17 protein-coding genes are annotated in these 19540 nt (G+C 65.9%); 12 read left to right on the top strand and 5 right to left on the bottom strand.

Annotation, left to right across the window (positions count from 1 at the left end; translation table 11 throughout):
• The first annotated feature begins 78 nt into the window (after positions 1-78).
• On the top strand, positions 79-1290 hold the full coding sequence (locus tag AB9K35_RS10305) for an IS256 family transposase (RefSeq protein WP_323783736.1): 1212 nt from the start codon (positions 79-81) through the stop codon (positions 1288-1290).
• A 55-nt stretch (positions 1291-1345) separates the two neighbouring features.
• Positions 1346-1846 carry a sigma-70 family RNA polymerase sigma factor gene (locus AB9K35_RS10300; RefSeq protein ID WP_369925842.1) on the top strand — a complete coding sequence of 167 codons (501 nt, stop codon included), beginning with the start codon at positions 1346-1348 and terminating at the stop codon, positions 1844-1846.
• A 101-nt stretch (positions 1847-1947) separates the two neighbouring features.
• Here AB9K35_RS10300 and AB9K35_RS10295 read toward each other — a convergent pair whose 3' ends face one another.
• A complete protein-coding gene (locus AB9K35_RS10295) occupies positions 1948-2958 on the bottom strand; it encodes an AraC family transcriptional regulator ligand-binding domain-containing protein (RefSeq protein WP_369925841.1) in 1011 nt (336 codons plus the stop codon).
• Between the two features lie 160 nt (positions 2959-3118).
• On the opposite strand from AB9K35_RS10295, the gene AB9K35_RS10290 reads away from it, so the two are divergent.
• The 10 genes from AB9K35_RS10290 to AB9K35_RS10245 all read left to right on the top strand — a co-directional run bounded on the left by AB9K35_RS10290 (position 3119) and on the right by AB9K35_RS10245 (position 15411).
• Positions 3119-4477, top strand: coding sequence for an NAD(P)/FAD-dependent oxidoreductase (locus AB9K35_RS10290; RefSeq protein ID WP_369925839.1), 1359 nt, complete (start codon positions 3119-3121; stop codon positions 4475-4477).
• The gene (gene peaA / locus AB9K35_RS10285; protein WP_369925837.1) at positions 4453-5976 is read left to right on the top strand and encodes a quinohemoprotein amine dehydrogenase subunit alpha; all 1524 of its coding nucleotides are present in this window, start codon (positions 4453-4455) and stop codon (positions 5974-5976) included. Before AB9K35_RS10290 ends, peaA begins: the two co-directional genes overlap by 25 nt.
• Positions 5977-5993: 17 nt before the next feature.
• The gene (peaB, locus tag AB9K35_RS10280) at positions 5994-7418 is read left to right on the top strand and encodes a quinohemoprotein amine dehydrogenase maturation protein (protein WP_369925835.1); all 1425 of its coding nucleotides are present in this window, start codon (positions 5994-5996) and stop codon (positions 7416-7418) included.
• Positions 7415-7738, top strand: a complete 324-nt coding sequence (qhpC, locus tag AB9K35_RS10275; protein WP_222455583.1) for a quinohemoprotein amine dehydrogenase subunit gamma — start codon at positions 7415-7417, stop codon at positions 7736-7738. The genes peaB and qhpC overlap by 4 nt, the downstream gene beginning before the upstream one ends.
• Before the next feature lie 13 nt (positions 7739-7751).
• Entirely contained in the window at positions 7752-8831 is a 1080-nt protein-coding gene (gene peaD / locus AB9K35_RS10270) for a quinohemoprotein amine dehydrogenase subunit beta (protein ID WP_369925833.1), read from the top strand.
• The gene (locus tag AB9K35_RS10265) at positions 8828-10582 is read left to right on the top strand and encodes an ABC transporter ATP-binding protein (protein WP_369925831.1); all 1755 of its coding nucleotides are present in this window, start codon (positions 8828-8830) and stop codon (positions 10580-10582) included. The genes peaD and AB9K35_RS10265 overlap by 4 nt, the downstream gene beginning before the upstream one ends.
• Entirely contained in the window at positions 10564-11220 is a 657-nt protein-coding gene (locus tag AB9K35_RS10260) for a hypothetical protein (protein ID WP_369925829.1), read from the top strand. The genes AB9K35_RS10265 and AB9K35_RS10260 overlap by 19 nt, the downstream gene beginning before the upstream one ends.
• Positions 11217-12209, top strand: coding sequence for a helix-turn-helix domain-containing protein (locus AB9K35_RS10255; RefSeq protein WP_369925827.1), 993 nt, complete (start codon positions 11217-11219; stop codon positions 12207-12209). Before AB9K35_RS10260 ends, AB9K35_RS10255 begins: the two co-directional genes overlap by 4 nt.
• A 15-nt stretch (positions 12210-12224) precedes the next feature.
• Positions 12225-13628, top strand: a complete 1404-nt coding sequence (locus tag AB9K35_RS10250; protein WP_369925824.1) for an aldehyde dehydrogenase family protein — start codon at positions 12225-12227, stop codon at positions 13626-13628.
• A 70-nt stretch (positions 13629-13698) separates the two neighbouring features.
• On the top strand, positions 13699-15411 hold the full coding sequence (locus AB9K35_RS10245) for an AMP-binding protein (protein WP_369925822.1): 1713 nt from the start codon (positions 13699-13701) through the stop codon (positions 15409-15411).
• 478 nt (positions 15412-15889) lie between these two features.
• Here the strand turns inward: AB9K35_RS10245 and AB9K35_RS10240 are convergent, their stop codons facing one another.
• The 4 genes from AB9K35_RS10240 to AB9K35_RS10225 are packed head-to-tail and all read right to left on the bottom strand — an operon-like array spanning position 15890 to position 19462.
• Positions 15890-16255: a cytochrome C oxidase subunit IV family protein gene (locus AB9K35_RS10240; protein WP_369925820.1), complete on the bottom strand. Its 366-nt coding sequence runs from the start codon at positions 16253-16255 to the stop codon at positions 15890-15892.
• Positions 16256-16264: 9 nt separating this feature from the next.
• Complete coding sequence (locus AB9K35_RS10235; protein WP_369925818.1) at positions 16265-16981, bottom strand: cytochrome c oxidase subunit 3; 717 nt, start codon at positions 16979-16981, stop codon at positions 16265-16267.
• 13 nt (positions 16982-16994) lie between these two features.
• Positions 16995-17693 carry a heme-copper oxidase subunit III gene (locus AB9K35_RS10230; protein WP_369925816.1) on the bottom strand — a complete coding sequence of 233 codons (699 nt, stop codon included), beginning with the start codon at positions 17691-17693 and terminating at the stop codon, positions 16995-16997.
• Positions 17690-19462 (bottom strand): cbb3-type cytochrome c oxidase subunit I, encoded by a 1773-nt coding sequence (locus AB9K35_RS10225; protein WP_369925815.1) that lies wholly within the window; start codon positions 19460-19462, stop codon positions 17690-17692. The genes AB9K35_RS10230 and AB9K35_RS10225 overlap by 4 nt, the downstream gene beginning before the upstream one ends.
• Between the last annotated feature and the right edge of the window lie 78 nt (positions 19463-19540).

Genomic DNA, 19540 nt, shown 5'->3' with positions numbered 1-19540 from the left:
CGAGCCGCTTGGCGGCCATAGTTGTTCTTCGGCTAAGGTTTGGTTTGCCGACCTGACCTATGACCGAGGAGCTCAACCATGACCAAGGACAGCCTATCAGAGACCGCCGCCCTGCGCGCGCTTTTGTCGGAGACCTCCGATACCCAGCTTCTGGCCGAGATGCTCGGGTTCGTCGCCGACCGCCTCATGGCGCTGGATGTCGACCAGCTCTGCGGCGCCGGGGCGCACGAACGCAGCACCGAACGGGTGAACCGCCGCAACGGATACCGGCCCCGATCCTGGGAGACGCGGGCCGGGACGGTTGACGTGAAGATCCCGAAGCTGCGCAAGGGCAGCTATTTTCCCGAGTTTCTGGAGCCGCGCCGGGCGGCGGAAAAGGCGATGACGGCGGTGATCCAGGAGGCCTATGTCCAAGGCCTCTCGACACGATCGGTAGATGACCTGGTCAAGGCGATGGGCATGGCCGGTGTGTCGAAGAGCCAAGTCTCACGGCTCTGTAGCGAGATCGACGAACGGGTCGGCGCGTTCCTGAACCGCCCGCTGGAAGGCGAATGGCCCTACCTGTGGCTCGACGCAACATACATCAAGGTGCGCCGCTCCGGCCGGATCGTCAGTGTCGCGGCCATAGTGGCCGTGGCGGTCAATCTGGACGGCCGTCGTGAGGTTCTGGGCATCGCCGTCCAGCCGAGCGAAGCGGAGGTCTTCTGGGACGAATTTCTCCGCTCTCTCACCGATCGCGGCCTGCGCGGCACCCGCCTGATCATTGCCGACGATCACAGGGGGCTGAAGGCTGCAGCCGCCAAGGTGCTTGGCGCGACCGTCCAGCGCTGCCGCGTTCATTTCATGCGCAATGCGCTCGCCTGCGTCGGCAAGAAGGACCGCCCGATCGTCACCGCGGCACTCAGAACGGCCTTCGACCAGGACACGCTCAAGGCGTCGAAAGAGCATTGGGCCAAGCTGGTCGACGCGTTCGAGCCGCGCCACCCCAGACTCGCGGAGATGATGCGCCGCGCCGAAGACGATGTCCTGGCCTACAAAAGCTTCCCCAAGGATCATTGGCCGAAAATCCATAGCACCAACCCACTTGAGCGTCTGAACAAGGAGATCAAGCGCCGGACCAACGTCGTGGGGATTTTCCCCAACGAGGCCGCGGTGACGCGCCTGGTCGGCGCCTTGATGCTGGAGCAAAACGATGAGTGGGCGATCACGCGGCGCTACATGACACTGGAAACCGTCGCCGCCATTTGCGACACTGCCCCCATGGACCCGGCGACAATCGCCGCCCTGTGACTGCGGCCGAGCCAAGGCCGAAGAGCAAAGTTACACCAACTCCCGGGACACTATCGTGCGCGAAGCACTTATTCATGAGCTTATCAGTCGCCGAAAACTTCACCTCTGTACCGCACTTAAATTTGTTCACTCGATTGATGCAGCCGAAGATGTGCTGCAAAACACCGCTCTGAAGTGCCTATCCGGACCGCCGCAGACTTTGCCTGAACAGCCCGGCCGCTATGTGACGCGTATGGTCCGCAACGCGGCAGTCGACTACCTGCGTAAGAACCGCAAGGAAATTGCAACACCGTTTGAGGATGAAAGTCAGCTGGCGACAGCTGGCACGACACCTCTGTGCGGCCAGACATGTCTGGAGCGAAGACAGGAGCTTATGAGCGTTGCCAACGCGCTTTCTGCCCTGCCGCAGCGAAAACGGGATGCGTTTCTGCGGCACCGCTTGTCCGAAGTCCCACAAAAGCAGATCGCGGAAGAGCTCAACGTCTCAAGGACGCTGGTGAACTTCATGATCAAGGAAGTACAGAACAGTTGTGCCGATGCTTTGGCGGTAAACTAGGTTGCCGAACCTTCCTGCAACGAAGGCAGTTTTTACACACTCTACCAAGGTCTCTGTAAGTCGAGCGACATTCTCATAACTATCAAATTGGCCCGCAAATCTCAGGCAGAGTTTTGCTTTCTGAACTGGCTGGGGGTGGTCCCGAGCTGCTGCCGAAAGGCGCGCTCGAAGGCAGATACCTCGGAATAGCCCAGCCTTTCAGAAACGTCATGAATCTGCATACCCGGAACAAGCAGCAATCGCTTGGCGATCTCCATCCGGCAGCCCGCCAACAGACGGGAGAACTTCTGCCCCTCATCCTCCAATCGGCGCCGCAGGGTGCGGCGCGACATCCCCAGGGCGGCAGCGATCACGGTCTGTTCAATGCTCTCGCGGCCGATCCGCATCATCAGCTCGCGGCGCACCCGCGCGGCAACCGGCGCTTCGCGCTCGCCCTGGCGCGCAATTCGCACGATCGATTGCGAGGCAACCTTGAAGGCGGGATTTTCACTCGCCGCCAGAGGCAGATCGAGCAGACCTGATGAAAACACCAGCGTGTTCGAAGGCGCCCCGTACTGGACCGGGCAGCGTGGCCCGACGGCACTGTGGCTGTGCAGCGCGCTTGATTCGTGCTCCAGCGACAGCAAATCGGGCCGCCAGTCCGGACCGGTGGCGGAACGGATCAGGCCGTGGAAAACCGATAGCGTCAGTTCCGCGTCCTGCTGCCGCGGCCAAATGCTGGTGTCAAGAATCCGGTAGGTCAGCCGCGCCTTGTCACCTTCGACGGTCAGCCGCAGTTCCGAGTCGCTTTGCACCATTGAAAAGGCGTTGCGGAACAGCGCCAAGGCGGCCCCCAGCGTTGGCGCCTGCATGATGCATTCCCCAAGCGTACCAAGGTTTTGCAGGTTGAAGACCGACCCGACGCGCCAGCCGAAATCCGGAAGGTTCAGCTGGTCTGACGCATGTTCACAGAAGTCCACGAATTTCTTCAGGCCTATATTGCCCTCCAGGTCCTGCGGGCTGATCCCGGCGTTGCGGGAAATCGAGGCGGCATCGCCGTTCATGAACTCGACGGCCCGCAGTGGGTCGTTCAAAGTGGAGGCGGAAATCCGGGGCTGATAAGTGTGTGGCATCGCGCAGTTCCTCAGGATTGCGCCAGAATACCGCAAAAATCCGCTATTCCAGAAAAATTGCCGAAACCGGCGCCGGGACGGCCGATTCTGTCCGGAAATGTCGGGTTGTTGTCCGGATGTGTCCGCCACAAGGGGTGGCTTGCCGGGGCACCTTGGCAAAATGGCACCTCAAATTGGCACCTTTGATATCGCGATTGCAGGCGGCGGCCCGGCCGGGTCGATGGCCGCGGTTCTGCTGGCGCGGGCCGGGTTCCGCGTGGCGCTGGCCACCTTGCCGCCGCGCGCGCCCCGTTATGAGGGCATGTCCGCCCGCGTCGCGGCGATCCTCGCGCGTCACCGGCTGCCGCTGGCCGGGATCGGCCCGGCGGCGCAGCGCCATGTCAGCTGGGGCGCGTTCCAGGGCGGGCAGAACAGCGAGCATCCGGCCGACCGGTGCGCCTTTGACAGCGCGCTACTGGATGCCGCACAGGCCGAGGGCGTCAGCGTTGTCTTGGCAGCTGTTGCGAGCCTGCGACCAGAGGCCGGGGAAATCCGGCTGGCCGATGGCCGATGCCTGTCTGCCCGGCTGCTGTTCGAAGCCCGCGGCCGCCGGGCGCCGCGCCAAAGTTCGAATTCGGTCCGAGCTGAACAGATGGGACCGGACACGATTTCCGTTGCCGGGCTCGTGCCACCACACACCGGATATATGGAAACGCCGCGTCTTGAGGCGCGACCCGAGGGCTGGATCTGGTCGGTTCCAGTGAGCCGGGAGCGGCTTTGGTTGCAGGTGGTGGGGCCCGCGGCCTCGCTGGGCCGGAATGGCGGCAAAAACGCTGTGGCGGCTTTGTGGAGGGCTGTAGCGGAAGCTTTTCCCCTCCCCCCGCGTCCTGTCGTGCATGCAATTGCGCCGCGGCTGACGGCACCGGATCTGGATCCGCGCTGCCCCCGGCTGGGCGATGCGGCGGTGGCGCTGGATCCCCTGTCGGGGCACGGGATGTTCTGGGCGGTGTCCTCGGCGCTGATGGCAGTGCCCATCGCGCGGGCACTGCTGGCGGGACAGGCTGATCTGGCCCGCGAATTCTACCGCAACCGAGTGGCAGAGACCTTCTGGCGGCAGGCAAGGGTCGGGCGAGACTTCTACCGCGAGACGGAATTTCGGAGCGCATTCTGGCAAGAGCGCGCGGCCTGGCCGGACGACACCCCGGCTCATGACACGGGCCTCTGTCCGCGTATCGGCACGCGGGTTGTTGTGCAGGACGGGCATCTGGCACGGCGCGAGGTGCTGATCACCCGCGATGCCCCGGGCGGCGCCGGTTTTATTGCCGGGCATGAAATCGTGCCCTTGTTGCGGCGCCTCGACGGACAACCGATGCCGGACGCGGCCCGTTTTCACAGCTTGGTTCTGCCACACGCCCCGCCGCCAGCGGCCGAGGCGATCCACCAATGGCTTCTATCGCAAGGCTTCACCGAGGGGGCGCAGATCCCCTGGGACACCAGCAACAGGGAGATACTTCCATGGCATCACGATCAGGCGGTCTGACCGCCGCAATGCTTTTGACATTCGCCGGGGCAACACCGGCCTTCCCGTCGGAGGAGCTGCTGCAGGACACCTGCGGCGGCTGCCACACCGCCGAGGACGGCGGGCTGACCCGGATCACCGGCCAGCGCAAGACACCCGAGGGCTGGATGATGACCATTGTCCGGATGCAGCAGGCGCATGGTCTGGACATCAGCGCCGAGGACCGCCGCGCCATCGTGCAGCACCTGGCGGACACGCAAGGCCTGGCGCCGTCGGAGGCCGCGCCCTTCCGCTATGCGCTGGAGAAGGACCCGAACGCACAGGAAAGCTTTGACGAGCCCTTCGCCTCCATGTGCTCACGTTGCCATACCGGCGCGCGCGCGCTGTTGCAGAACCGCACGGCCGAGGAATGGGAGCTGCATATGGATTTCCATGTCGGCCATTTCCCCACCATCGAATACCAGGCGCTTGGCCGCGACCGGGAGTGGTACAAGATCGCCAAGTCCGAGATCGCCGACTATCTCGCGGAGCAGAACCCGCTTGAGACCGCCGCCTGGACCGGCTGGCAGGCTGCGGAGAAGCAGCCGGTGGCGGGCGCTTGGGTGGTGATGACCGATCTGCCCGGCATCGGCGAGGCCTATGGCAAGCTGACGGTCACCGGCGAGGCCTCGCCCTACCAGGTCAGCGGCGAGTTCGTGACGGCGGACGGCACCGCGCATCCGGCGTCGGGGCAGATGAACCTCTATACCGGCTATGAGTGGCGCGCCAACCTGGACATCGGCGGCACCGTCTACCGCCAGGTGCTGGCGCTGTCGGAGGATGGCAACAGCCTGCAGGGCCGCCAGTTCGACCGCGGCAACGACGCCCTCGGCGCGCCGCTGCGCGGGGTGCGGGAGGGCGCGGGCAGCGTCATCCTCGGCACGGTTCCCTCTGCCGTTCCGGCAGGCGAGGCGCAGGTGCAGGTGGTCGGCACCGGGCTGGACGGGCTGGAAAGCTCCACCGGCGCAACATCGGCAAACGACTTTGGCGCGGCGCTGACGCTGGCGGCGGAGGGCAACGGCGTTGTCACCTTCAGCGCGGGCGGGGCCGAGGGGCAGATCGCGCATTACACTTCCGTCGACAGCCTGCGGGTGGAGCCCGCGTTCACCATCGCCCGCGTGGGCGGCGGCAGCGATGCAGGCCCGGATGCGGTGCCGGCCTATTTCAACGCGGTCGGCATGTGGAACGGGCCCGACGGCGAGGCCGGGACCGAAGACGACATACGCATCGGCCGGGTCGAAGCGCAATGGTCGGTCGCCAACGCGCATGAGCACGCGGCCCACATGAAGGACACCGAATATGCCGGTGAGATGCAAGCCAACGGCATCTTTATGCCCGCCATCGCCGGCCCCAACCCGGAGCGTCCCTTCAGCGCCAACAACGCGGGCGAACTGAAAGTGCAGGCCGAGGCGATGGGCCAGCAGGCGGAGGCGATGCTGATCGTCACCGTGCAGCGCTTCATCGACCCGCCGATCCGCTGAGACAGGGGAGAGAGACCATGAAAGACTTCCATTACCAGCCCGCCAATGCGCACAGGGTTGCGCTCGAGGGGCGCGAGGTGCTGTTCCATGTGCCCACCACCTCGATCTTCGAGATGGACCGGGTGGACCGGGATATCCTCGACTATGCGGCGCAGGCGCAGGCGTTCTCGATGGACGAGTTCGCGGCGCGGTTCGCGGCATCGGATGCGGCGGCCCGGCTGGACGGGCTGGTGCGGCTCGACATCATCAACGACGGCCGCCCGCTGCAGCCGGAACGCCCGCCGATCGAGATCGAGACCTTCCCGCTGACGACGATTGTTCTCAACGTCAACACCGGCTGCAACCTGGCCTGCTCCTATTGCTACAAGGAAGACTTGGCGGTGCCGTCCAAGGGCCAGAAGATGGCTTTCGAGACGGCGCGGAAATCTGCGGAGATGCTGCTCGCCGAGAACCCGGACCGGGACAGCTACAACATCGTGTTCTTCGGCGGCGAGCCGCTGTCGAACCTGCCCCTGATCCGGCAGGTGGTGGACTGGGCCGAGCCGCATTTTGCAGCACTTGGCAAGGCGGTGAACTTCAGCCTCACCACCAACGCGACGCTGCTGACCGAACCGCTGATCGACTGGCTGGACCAGCACCGTTTCGGCCTCACTGTCTCCATCGACGGGCCCAAGGCGCAGCATGACCTGAACCGAAAGACGGTGGGCGGCAAGGGCACCTACGACACCGTGGCCGCCAAGGCGCGGCTCTTGCTGGCGCGGTACAAATCCAAGCCGGTGGGCGCCCGCGTCACCCTGACGGCGGGGATCACCAATATCGTCGAGATCTGGGATCATCTGAAGAACGATATCGGTTTTGCCGAGGTCGGCTTCTCGCCGGTAACCTCGGGGGAGATGGATGCCTTCAACCTCAACGGCGCCGAGCTGCTGGAAGTGTTCGAGGGGATGAAATCCCTGGGCCGCCTCTATGTCGAGGAGGCGCTCGAGGGCCGCAACATCGGCTTTTCCAACATGCACCAAATGATGAACGACCTCTACGAGGGACGCTCCAAGGCGCTGCCCTGCGGCGCCGGGGTGGGGATGCTGGCGGTCAACCACGACGGCGCGCTGAACCTCTGCCACCGGTTCACCGGATCGGAAATGGACCAGTTCGGCACCGTCGATGAGGGCATCAAGCGCAAGGAGCTGTCGGGCTTCATCAAGGCACGCTCCGACCGCACCGAAAAGGGCTGCGCCACCTGCCGGATCCGCAACCTGTGCGCGGGCGGCTGCTACCACGAAAGCTACGCCCATTTCAGCGACCCGATGATGCCGACCTATCACTACTGCGACCTGATGCGCGACTGGATCGACTTTGGCGTGGCCGCCTATGCCGAGCTGATCGCCAAGGCGCCGCAGTACTTCCACCACCACGTTGCGCCGAGGAGGGCGTTTGGAAAATGAAACCGCTCAATCAGAAAGCCGAACGTGTCCAGCAGGCCGCGGCCGAAGGCCAGATGGAAGAGGTCCGCGCGATGCAGACCGTCACCGCCGGCTGCGCCACCACATTCGACCCGGGCTGGGAGGTCGACCCCTTCGGCGGCCTCGCGGCGCTGTGCCAGCCGATGGAGGCGGATCTTTACGGCTGCTCCGACCCCTGCTGGTGGCCCGCGCAGGTGCCCGACATCATGGTCAACCACCAGAACTGGGACGAGGGCGCGCCCAATGCCGCCACCGACTGGCGCGCGCTTGGCACCACCTACCCCACCGACGCCGAAACCTGAGGAGACCCGCATCATGAAATCCGCGCTTCTTGCTGCCGCGGCGCTCTGCGCCTCTGCCCTGCCGCTGGCCGCGGGCGACCTGCTGGTGACGGTGGCCCGCCCCTCCAACCTCTACGTGTTCGATGCCGACACCCGCGCTCTGAAGCAGGACTGCGACCTCGGCACCAATGTGACGCCTGGGGTGATCACCATGTCGCCCGACAACAGCATCGCCTATGTGCTGCTGAACCACTGGCAGGACGTGGTCGGCGTCAATATCGAGACTTGCGAAACCGTGTTCCGCGCCGCCCAGTCGGAGGGCGATGTGACCCGCCGCTCACTGGCCTCGCTGGCGGTCTCCAAGGACGGCAGCGAGATCTACACGGTGCGCAACCCGGTGCGCAAGAAGATCGACCGCTACGAGGTGATGCAGCCCGAGTTCGCGGTCTATAAGGCCGATGCCGGGCTGGAGGCCGAACCCGCAGCGCTGTTCGAGGCGCCGCGGCGGGCGACGCTGATGGCCACCGACCGCAAGGGCAGCGTCTACCTGGCCGGGCATGAGGTCTACCGGATCGATCCGGCAACCGGCGAGACCGAGGTGGCGATTGCCAACGCCAGCTGGGACCGCCCGGCATACAGCCCGCCCGACGTACTGGCCTTCTGGCCCACCGGAAGCCAGAACGACGAGTTCATGCTGATGTACACCGCTGCGGTCTTCACCGACGAGAGCCAGCAGGAAATGGCGGATTTTGTCTGGGGCTACCAATCCGTCGACCTCACGACCGGGGAGACCGAGATCGCCGATTTCGCCTCCTTCGAGGTGCTGATGTTCTCCGGCGTGCGCAGCGGCGTGGATCCCAAGTATCTCTACGGCGTCTACACCCAGCTCTCCAAGCACAACCTGGAAACCCGCGAGCTGGTGAAGCGGGTCGACCTGCCGCACACCTACTACGTCATCAACGTGTCGAGCGACGGCAAGGAAATCTACGTCGGCGGCACCAATGACGACATCGGCATCTACGACAGCGAGACATTGGAGCGCATCGGCGAGATCCGAATGCCCTCCGGCGGCGACATGTCTGTCTCCACCCTGCAAGTCGTGCCGCAGGAATGACCGACAGCGTCGGCAAGCTTCCTCCCCAGCCGGGCCGCCCCGCGGCGGCCCGCGCCTGGCCGCGCCTGCCCTCACGCGCAGGCGCGGCGCTTTTTTCCGCCTCCTCCGCGGAGTGGCTGCTGCCCCTGCTGCGCCCGCACCGGCACCGGCTGGCGCTGCTGCTGCTGATCAGTTTTCTCGCCGCCGGCCTCGGCCTGCTGCCGCCCTACATCAGCAAGCTGGTGATCGACCGCGGGCTGATGGCGGGGGATGCCGGGCAGCTCCTGCTCTGGTCCGCCGCGCTGTTTGCCGTGGGCCTGCTTGCCACCGGCACCGGCGCGCTCAGCAATATCCTGCACATGCGCGCCTCGGTCCGGATGCTGGCGCAGCTGCGGCGGCGGCTGCTGTCCCGGCTGGCCGCCAAACCGGCCGGCTGGTTTGCCGCGCAGCGCGCAGGCGAACTGCTGTCCCGCGTCGACGGAGACGCCGCCGAAGTGCAGAAATTCGCCTTCAACGCAGTGCTGGGCGGCTCCTCGGCGCTGATCCGGCTGATCGGCGGCTCGGTGATGCTGATGGTGCTGGACTGGCGGCTGGGGCTGCTGACCGCGTTGCTGGCGCCGGCCGAACTCGCCTTTCTGGCCTGGGCCCGCCCCCGCACCGAACGCCACGCCGCCGGGGTGCGCGAGATGCAGGGGCGCTACGCCGCGGGGCTGTCGGAAACCCTGTTCGGACTGCCCGCGCTGCAGGCTTCCCGCGGCACGCTCTGGGCCGAACGGCGCAGCCTGCGCGACCACGCCAGCCTGAGCCGACGGCTGATTGCCCAGAACCTCTGGGGCGAGTTCACCCGCGCGGTGCCGGTGCTCCTGTCGGCGTTGACCCGCTCCGCGGTGTTCCTGGCGGGCGGGCTGATGGTGATCCGCGGCGAGTGGCCGCTGGGCTCGCTGATCGCCTTTGTCGCCTACATGGGGTTCATGACGGGGCCGATGCAGTCGCTGCTGGGCCTGTGGCACGCGCAGGCGCGGGTCAAGGCGGCGGCGGCCCGGCTGGATGCGGTGATGCAGGCCCCCCCTGCCCGCCCGGCCCTGTTTTCTCCGGCAGGCTATGCCCTGAAGCTGGACGGCGTCACCGTGGCCCGGGGAGACGCCGCCCCGCTCGGCCCGCTCACCCTGACCATTCCCGAAGGCGCCAGGGTTGCGCTCAAGGGACCCAGCGGCGCCGGCAAGACCTCGCTGCTGGCGGTGCTCTGCGGGCGGGCACGGCCCTTGGCCGGGCGTGTCACCCTGGGCGGCGCCGATCTCGGCCTGCTGGACGGTGCCGCCCTGCCCGGCCGCGTGGCCTATGCCGGGCAGCGCCCCTTCACCCTGCGCGCCAGCCTGCGCGGCAACCTGTTCCGGAGCCGCGGCTTCTGGGACGAGCCCGAAAACGAAGCGCAGGTCTGGGCGCTGCTTGAGCTGTTCGGCCTGGCGGAGAGGTTCCGCAGCGCCCAGGGCCTGGACACGATGCTGGGCGAAAGCGGCCTCACTCTGTCCGGCGGCGAGCGGCAGCGGCTCTGCCTGCTGCGCGTGCTCCTGAGCCCCTTCGATATCCTGATCCTCGACGAGGCGCTCTCGGAGGTCGATCCCGCCGCCGCGGCCCGCATCCTGGCCCATATCGACGAAGCCTTCCCCCGTGCCACCCGCATCCTCACCGCCCACGGCGGCGCGGCGGCGGAGGGGGATTTCGACATGGAGATCACCCTGACGGAGGCCCGACCATGCGCCAACCCGCGCTGATTGCGCTGATCGACGGCCCGCTGGCCGCGGACACCCCGGGCCTCGCCGCCCGCAGGGACATGTGCGCTCTGCATCCGCGCGCCGCCGGAAGCCCGGCGGACCGGCACGCCAGCCGCATGGCCGCGGCGATCCGCGCCAACGCCCCCGAAGCGCAGCTCCTCGGGTTCAGCATCTTTCCCGGCCGCCTGTCCACCGCCCTCGCCACCGTGGCGGAGGCCCTGCGCCATGCCGCGGCAAGCGAGGCCGCGATCGTCCATTGCTCCTTTGGCCATGGGGAGGCCAGCCCGGTGCTGGCAGAGGCCGTGGCGGCGGTGCTGGCGGCGGGCAAGCTGCTGGTGGCCTCCGCCCCCGCCCGCGGCGCGCCGGTCTATCCGGCGGGCTGCGCGGGCGTTCTCTCGGTGCAGGGCGACGCCCGCTGCGCCCCCGGCCAGTGGTCGCGGCTGGACCTCCCCGGCGCACGATACGGCGCCTGCCCGGGCAGCCCCGGAACGCCGGTCCGCGGCGCCAGCCTGGCGGCGGCGCATTTCACCGGGCTGCTGGCCCGGGCCTGCATGGAAGACGGGATTGAGGCGATGCTGCAAACCCCGTCCTTCACGGGCCGGGAACGTATTGGGCCGGGAGGCCCTCAGGCGGCATGACCTGTTTTGACCATTGGAACAGCACCCTGCGTGCCAGCTGCGGCCACTACTACGCGGCCCCGGACCGGGCCGTGCGGGATTGGGCCGGGTCTTTCAGCCTGCGCCGGCGCTGCGGCGTCGACGTGGCCGAGGTCCGCTGCCCGTCCGCCCGCATCGAGCGCACCCGCAAGGGCATCCTGCGCGACGATCAGGAGCATTTCTTCCTGCTGCGCCAGCTGGAGGGCGAGACCGGCATCCTCCACGCGGGCCGCGAGTCGCTGCTGCGGCCGGGGGAGTTCCTGCTGCTCGATTCCACCCGCGCGGCGGAGCTCAGCATCACCGGCGGGCCTGCCGCCTTCCTGTCGGCGCATCTGCCGCGGGCGCTGGTGCTGGAGCGGCGCCGGGAGATGCCCGCGGCGGGCTGCAAGATCACCCCGGCCCATCCCCTGCACGCCAGCCTCTGCGGGCTGCTGGATGGGACCGGCGCGGAGGACAGCGCGGGCTATATCTTCGACCTGGTGCCGCTGGCCTTTGCCGCCGGGGCGCAGCCAAGCGCCGCCAGCCTCGGCAGCCGCAGGCACCGCTTCCAGCTTGTGCGCGAGACGCTGGAGCTGCTGAGCGCCGACCCGGGGCTGACGGTGGACAGGCTGGCCACCCGCACCGGCCTGTCGCGGCGCCAGCTGCAGCGCGAGTTCCAGGAAAACGGCACCACCTTCACCGATTGCCTGACCCGCACAAGGCTGGCCGCAGTGGCGGGCAAGCTGCGCCACGCGGCGCGGCAGGGCGCCCGCGTGCCAATCGCCCAGATCGCCTATGGCGCCGGCTTCGGCGACATCTCCCATTTCAACCGGAGCTTCCGCCAGCAGTTCGGCTGTTCGCCGCGCGGCTTCCTCTCCTCCTGCAATTGCAGCGGATCTTTGGCGCAGGACGCAAACTCTTTGGCACCGCTGCCCAAGACCGTTCGGACGGGCCGTGCTTGTCTTTCCCGGTCACACCCGGCTGAGGGATAAACAGGGAGAACGGCAATGGACTACCGCATGCTGATCAACGGCGAACAGGTTTCGTCGGAGCGCATGATCGAGGTGATCAACCCGGCAACGGAGGCGGTGTTTGCCCGCGTGCCGCATGCCTCCGAGGCGCAGATGAACGCGGCGGTGGCCGCCGCCAAATCCGCGCAGAGGGCCTGGGCCGAAACGCCGATGGCCGAGCGCCGCGCCAGGGTCGAGGCGCTGGCCGCCGCCATCGGCGAAGAGGCCGATGAGCTGGCCCGGCTGATCACCATGGAGCAGGGCAAGCCGCTGCCCGAGGCGCAGGGCGAGGTTGCCTGGTCGCAGGGCTATCTCGCCCATACCGCCACGCTGGAGCTGCCGGACCGGGTGATTCAGGACGACGCCGAGTTCCGCATCGAGACCCGGCATAAGCCGCTGGGCGTCGTGGCGGGCATCATCGCCTGGAACTTCCCGCTGCTGCTCTGCTGCTGGAAGATCGGGCCTGCGCTGATGGCGGGCAATGCCATCGTGCTGAAGCCCGCGCCGACCACCCCGGTCACGGCGCTGAAGCTGGGCGAAATCTGCGCCCGGATCTTCCCGCCGGGCCTGGTGAACATCATCACCGATGCCAATGACCTCGGCCCCAGGCTGACGGTGCATCCGGATGTGGCCAAGATCGGCTTCACCGGCTCGTCCGAGACCGGCAAGCGGATCATGGCGAGCGCCGCGGACACCATGAAGCGGGTGACGCTGGAGATGGGCGGCAACGATCCGGCGATCGTGCTGCCGGATGTGGACGTGAAGGCGGCCGCGGAAAAGGTCTATGGCGGCGCGTTCCTCAATGCCGGGCAGGTCTGCCTGGCGGTGAAGCGCGCCTATGTCCACAGCGACATCTACGAGGACTTCTGCGCCGAGCTGGCCGCGCTGGCGGAGCAGGCCGTGGTCGACGACGGCATGAAGCAGGGGACGACGATTGGCCCGATCCAGAACAAGGCGCAGTTCGACAAGATCAAGGGCTTCCTGGACGACGCCCGCGCCTGCGGCCGGATCATCGCGGGCGGCAGCGCCAAGGACGGTCCGGGCTATTTCGTGCCGCCGACCATCGTGCGCGATGTGGCCGACGGGCAGAAGATCGTCGACGAGGAGCAGTTCGGCCCGATCCTCCCGGTGATCCGCTTCGACGACATCGACGACGTGATTTCCCGCGCCAATGCCTCCGACTACGGGCTGGGCGGCTCGGTGCATGGGCGCGACACTGCCAGGGCGACCGAGATCGCCGGGCGCATCGAATCCGGCACCATCTGGGTGAACCAGCAGCTGAACATCGGCCCGCATATTCCGATGGCCGGCTTCAAGGGCTCCGGTCTGGGGGTGGAACAGTCGGTCGAGGGGCTGGCGGAATACACCCAGATGCAGGTGATCAACGTCGCCCGCGGTTGATCCCCCTTTGTGAAACCCGGCCGGGCTGCCGCCGCGGCGGCCCGGTCCGCTCCATCAGCAGAGACTGACCATGACTGACCCGCAAACTGACCTCACCGCCCCGATTGACGGCCTCTCGCATGTGCAGGGGCCAGACGAGCCGCCGCTGCAGCATATCACCATCCCGGCGCTGCTGCGGCAGGCGGTGGAGCAGCACGGCAGCCGTGAGGCGCTGGTGTTTACGGATACCGGCATCCGGATGACCTATGCGGAGCTGGCCCGGAAGGCGGATGAACTGGCCGCGGGCCTGCTGGAGCTCGGGGTTGCGAAGGGTGACCGGGTTGGTATCTGGTCCCCCAACCGCTGCGAATGGGTGCTGACGCAGTTTGCAACCGCCCGGATCGGCGCCATCTTGGTGACGATCAACCCGGCCTACCGGCTGGCGGAGCTGGAATATGCGCTCAACAAGACTGGCTGCAAGGTGCTGATCGCGGCGGAAAGCTTCAAGAGTTCCAACTACCTGGGCATGATCCGCGAACTGGCGCCCGAGCTGGCCGCCGCCGCCCCCGGCGCTGTCGCCGCAGCGCGGCTGCCGTCCTTGCGCCACGCGGTGGTGATGGCGGCAGACCCCGGCCCCGGCATTCTGCCCTTCGAGACCCTGCAGGCAATGGGAGCGGGTGCGGACACTGCGGCGCTGGATGCGCTCAGCGCCGGGCTTTCGCCGGAAGAGGCGATCAACATCCAGTTCACCTCCGGCACCACCGGCCTGCCCAAGGGCGCGACGCTGACGCATTTCAACATCGTCAACAATGCCCGGTTCGTCACCAGCCGCATCAAGCTGACCGGGGCCGACCGGCTGCTGATCCCGGTGCCGCTCTACCATTGCTTCGGCATGGTGATGGGCGTGCTGGGGGCGGTCTCCAAGGGCGCCGCGATGATCTTCCCCGGCGAGGCGTTCGAGCCGGCCGCGGCGCTGGATGCCGCTGCCGCCGAACGCGCCACCGCGCTCTATGGCGTGCCGACGATGTTTGTCGCCATGCTGCAGGAGCTGGACAAAACCCCGCGCGACATTTCCAGTCTTCGCACCGGGATCATGGCGGGCGCGCCCTGCCCGATCGAGATCATGCGGCGGGTCAGCGGCGACATGCACATGCAGGAGGTGACGATCTGCTACGGCATGACCGAAACCGCGCCGGTGTCCTTTCAGAGTTTCACCACCGACCCGGCCGAGAAACGCTGCACCACCGTGGGCCGGGTGCATCCGCATCTGGAGGTGAAGGCGGTGGACACCGAGGGCCGCACCGTGCCCGCGGGCGCGCGCGGCGAGCTCTTGGTGCGCGGCTATTCGGTGATGCAGGGCTATTGGGACGACGCAAAGGCAACCGCGGAGGCCATCCAAGACGGCTGGATGCGCACCGGCGACCTTGGCACCTTTGATGCGGAGGGGTTCTGCAGCATCACCGGGCGGGTGAAGGACATGATCATCCGCGGCGGAGAGAACATCTACCCGCGCGAGATCGAGGAGTTCCTGATCCGCCACCCGCAGATCGCGGATGCCCAGGTGTTCGGGGTGCCGGACGGCAAATTCGGAGAGCAGGTCTGCGCCTGGATCGTGCCCGCGCCGGGCGCCGTCCTGGACGAAGACGCGGTGCGCAGCCACTGCCGCGGCCAGATCGCGCATTTCAAGATCCCGCATTTCGTGCGGATCGTGGACGCGCTGCCGATGACCGTCACCGGCAAGCCGCAGAAGTTCAAGATGCGCGAAGCGATGGTGCAGCAGTTACAAGCGGGTGTGAAATGTTAATTTGCAGCGATTTCAATTTGCGCGCATTACCCTCACGCGAAATCGGCGTAACTGCTTGAGGCCTCCGGGGGATGTTAGGACCACGTCGGCAGATCATCACCCGCAGATATCCGTTCATTCTGCGACTGAGGTTCGGATCCCGGAGCAGCAACGTTACCCCGTCCGCGCACAGCTTATTCGTTAACAAAATATCCCACCCGACACGAGACGGTCAGCGACACGCCATGGGACTTCAGAAACTGGGCTTCAAGGACAACATCTGCGCGCCTGTCAGCCAAAGGAGAACAGGCATGCTCACCGCGCTTGCCGAACCGTGATGTACGCTGCCTGAGGGAATTCAATGGTTTCAGGGGCTGCGAGTCCGAAGGCGCTTGACTTGGTCGGTATTAGGCCGATGGCTGAGGGAGGTGGCAAGAGGCCTTGCCAACCGATCCGTTCCGCCAACATTGCCGTTCCGCCAGTAAATCTGGGGCTGTCCCTAGCGGGACCCGAATTCGATCAGCCGTGTCGCTACCGTATAATCGGCTTCCAGATACAGTATGACCAGCAAGCCGATCAGAGCCAGCAACGGCAGCAGGATCGCATAGCTCAGGGCGAGGCGTTCCCATGCAAAATGCATGAATACGGCTACGATCAATCCTGCTTTCAATATCATGAAGATCAGGATCAGCGTCCAGCGTAACGGCCCCTGCAGCCCAGCATAATCGACAAGATACGATGCCGCGCTGAGGACGAACAAAAGCCCCCAGACCAGCAGGTAAAGCCTGATCGGATGCTGCTGGCCGCCGTGCTCATCAACAGCAGCCATGGCGCGGGTCTGTGCGGTTCGTGCAGTTTGTGTCATTCCGCCCCCCTACCACAAATAGAAGAATGCAAAGATGAAGACCCAGACCAGGTCGACGAAGTGCCAGTAGAGTCCCATGATCTCGACACCTTCGTAGTCACCGTTGCCGCGCGATAGCCAGCTGCGCTCGTCACCGTCGAAATCCCCACGCCAGACCTTTCTGGCCATGATCGCGAGGAAAATGACCCCGATGGAGACATGGGTTCCGTGGAAACCGGTGATCATGAAGAAGCTCGCCCCGAATTGCTCGGCCCCCCAGGGGTTTCCCCAAGGCCGGACACCTTCGGAAATCAGCTTGGTCCACTCGAAAGCCTGCATGCCGACAAAGGCAGCCCCAAGTCCGGCAGTGGCCAGCAAGAGCAGCGCAGTGGGCACGCGAGCCTTGCGGTAGGCACTGCTGACCGCCATGGCCATGGTCCCGGAGGAGGAGATCAGCACGAATGTCATGATCGCAATTAGGAGCAGCGGGAAGTTGTGGCCGCCGATATGCAGGGCAAACACCTCGCTTGCGTTGGGCCAATCCACCGTGGTCGAGCTGCGCGCGGTCATATAGGCGGCCAGGAAACAGGCAAAGACAAAGGTATCGCTCAGCAGCAGGATCCACATCATCGCCTTGCCCCAGGAGACCCCTTTGAACACCCGCTGGTCCGAGCTCCAATCGGCGGCAAAGCCGCTGTGGCCTTGCTGCAGCAGGGTCTGGTCCTGGCCTTGGAAATTGCGCTCCATGTTTCCTCCCCCCTTAATTCACGACGGCGCGGCACAGCGCCAGAAACGCGTTGCCCCAGCCCTGCAGCAGCGCAAACAGCATCAGCCAGAAGGCCAGCAACGCGTGCCAGTACAGTGCACAGGCCCGAATGCCCGGCAGCAGCGCCTTGACGTCTCCCGCGCCGGCGTGGCGCAGGCAGACCGCCGTCAGCGCAATGATGCCGCCCAGCACATGCAGCCCGTGCAGGCCCGTGATCAGATAGAAAAAGCTCGCCGCCGGAGTGCCCTCCAGCCGGTAGCCGCTTGCGGTCAGCGCGATCCACACCTGCACCTGCCCGGCAAGAAAGGCGACCGTGGCGACGCTGGCAGCGACTAGGCTGGCGCGCAGCCAGCGCGTGGTGCCGGCCTGTGCCGAGATCACTACGAACTGCAGAAACAGGCTGGCCAGCAGCAGCAGCGCTGTGTTGAGCCAGACCCGTCCGGGCAGCGGGACCAGCTCCCAGGGGGTCTCCTCGATCTGCATGACAAAGGCACTGCCCAGCATCGCAAACAGACCGCCGACCACGGCCAGAAACACCGCGATGAAGATGAACCCCGGCGCCCGGCCCGGCCCGTGTCCCGCCAGGGGCGCGATCCCGGTCTCCAGCCAGGGCTTGGAGGCCAGGCGCTGCTGGGACAGCCACAGGCCCGCAACAAGGGCAACCAGAGCCAGAAAGGCAAGAATGACCGTCACAGCCGCCGTTCCTCCCCGTCCGGGACCCAGGGATCGTTCTGGGCCAAGTAATCTTCAGGCGCTCCGGGCACACTGTAGTCGTAGGCCCAGCGGTAGACATTGGGCAGCTCGTCCCAGTTGCCGTGTTTGGGCGGGGTGTCGGGGGTATGCCATTCCAATGAGGCCGCGCGCCACGGGTTGCCCCCCGCTTTACGGCCATGGCGCAGGCTCCAGAAGATGTTGAACAGGAACAGCACCTGCACCGCCCCCACGATCAGCGCCGCGGAGGAGATGAAGGCATTGAGCCCGTCCACCGGCGCGGTCAGGAATTCAGGCTCGCCGATCTCAAAATAGCGCCGCGGCACGCCGACCAGGCCGACGTAGTGCATCGGGAAGAACACCGCATAGGCGCCAATGAAGGTGACCCAGAAGTGGATCTGGCCCATCGCCTCGTTCAGCATCCGGCCGGTCATCTTGGGGTACCAGTGGTAGATCGCGCCGAAGATCACCATGATCGGCGCCACCCCCATCACCATGTGGAAATGGGCGACCACGAACATCGTGTCGGAGAGCGGCACATCGACCACCACATTGCCGAGAAACAGCCCTGTCAGCCCGCCATTGACGAAGGTTACGATGAATCCCAGCGCAAACAGCATCGGGATGGTCAGGTGGATGTCGCCTTTCCAGAGCGTGAGCACCCAGTTGTAGACCTTGATCGCGGTCGGGATGGCGATGATCAGCGTGGTGGTAGCAAAGAAGAAGCCAAACCACGGGTGCATGCCCGAGACATACATGTGGTGTGCCCAGACGATGAAGCTCAGCGCGCCGATGATCACGATGGCCCAGACCATCATCCGGTACCCGAAGACGTTCTTTCGCGCATGCACCGCGATGAGGTCGGAGACGATGCCGAAAGCTGGCAGCGCCACGATGTAGACCTCCGGGTGGCCGAAGAACCAGAACAGGTGCTGGAAGGCGATCGGGCTGCCGCCGCCGTAGCTGAGCTTTTCGCCCAGTTCCACCAGCGTCGGCATGAAAAACGACGTACCCAGGAGCCGGTCAAACAGCATCATCACGCAGGCCACGAACAGCGCCGGGAAGGCCAGCAGCGCCATCACCGTCGCAGTGAAAATGCCCCAGATCGTGAGCGGCAACCGCATCATTGTCATGCCGCGGGTCCGGGCCTGCAGCACGGTCACAGCATAGTTCAGTCCGCCCATGGTGAAGCCGATGATGAACAGCATCAGCGAGACCAGCATCAGGATGATGCCGCTTTGCGCCCCGCCCGGCGTGCCCGAAAGCACCGCTTGCGGCGGGTAGAGCGTCCAGCCCGCGCCGGAGGGCCCGCCGGGGACAAAGAAGCTGGCGACCAGCACAAGAACTGCGAGCAGATAGACCCAGTAGCTGAGCATGTTGACGAAGGGAAACACCATGTCCCGCGCGCCGACCATCAGCGGGATCAGATAATTGCCGAACCCGCCCAGAAAGATCGCGGTGAGCAGGTAGATCACCATGATCATCCCATGCATGGTGACAAACTGGTAGTAAGCCTCGGCGGTGATGAAATCGAAGGTGCCGGGAAAGCCCAGCTGAAGCCGCATCAGCCAGGACAGCACCAGCGCCACCAGGCCGATCGCCACCGCGGTACCGGAATACTGGATGGCGATATATTTGGCATCCTGCGAGAAAACGTACTTGCCGATCCAGCTGTGCGCATGCGGCGGCATCACATCCTCGACTTCGCGCGGCGGCAGCTGCATCCGGTCGTCGGAACCTCGATCTACCATGCTTTCCTCCTTGCGTGTGTCCTCTGTCCCCGGCGGCTTTCAGCGCGCCGGGCCATCAGGGCCGCAGAAGGGGGGCGG

The sequence above is a fragment of the Leisingera sp. XS_AS12 genome, from assembly GCF_041224635.1.
GTDB lineage: Bacteria > Pseudomonadota > Alphaproteobacteria > Rhodobacterales > Rhodobacteraceae > Leisingera.
Note: the sequence above shows the minus strand (reverse complement) of the source record. Positions and strands in the feature narration are given on the sequence as shown.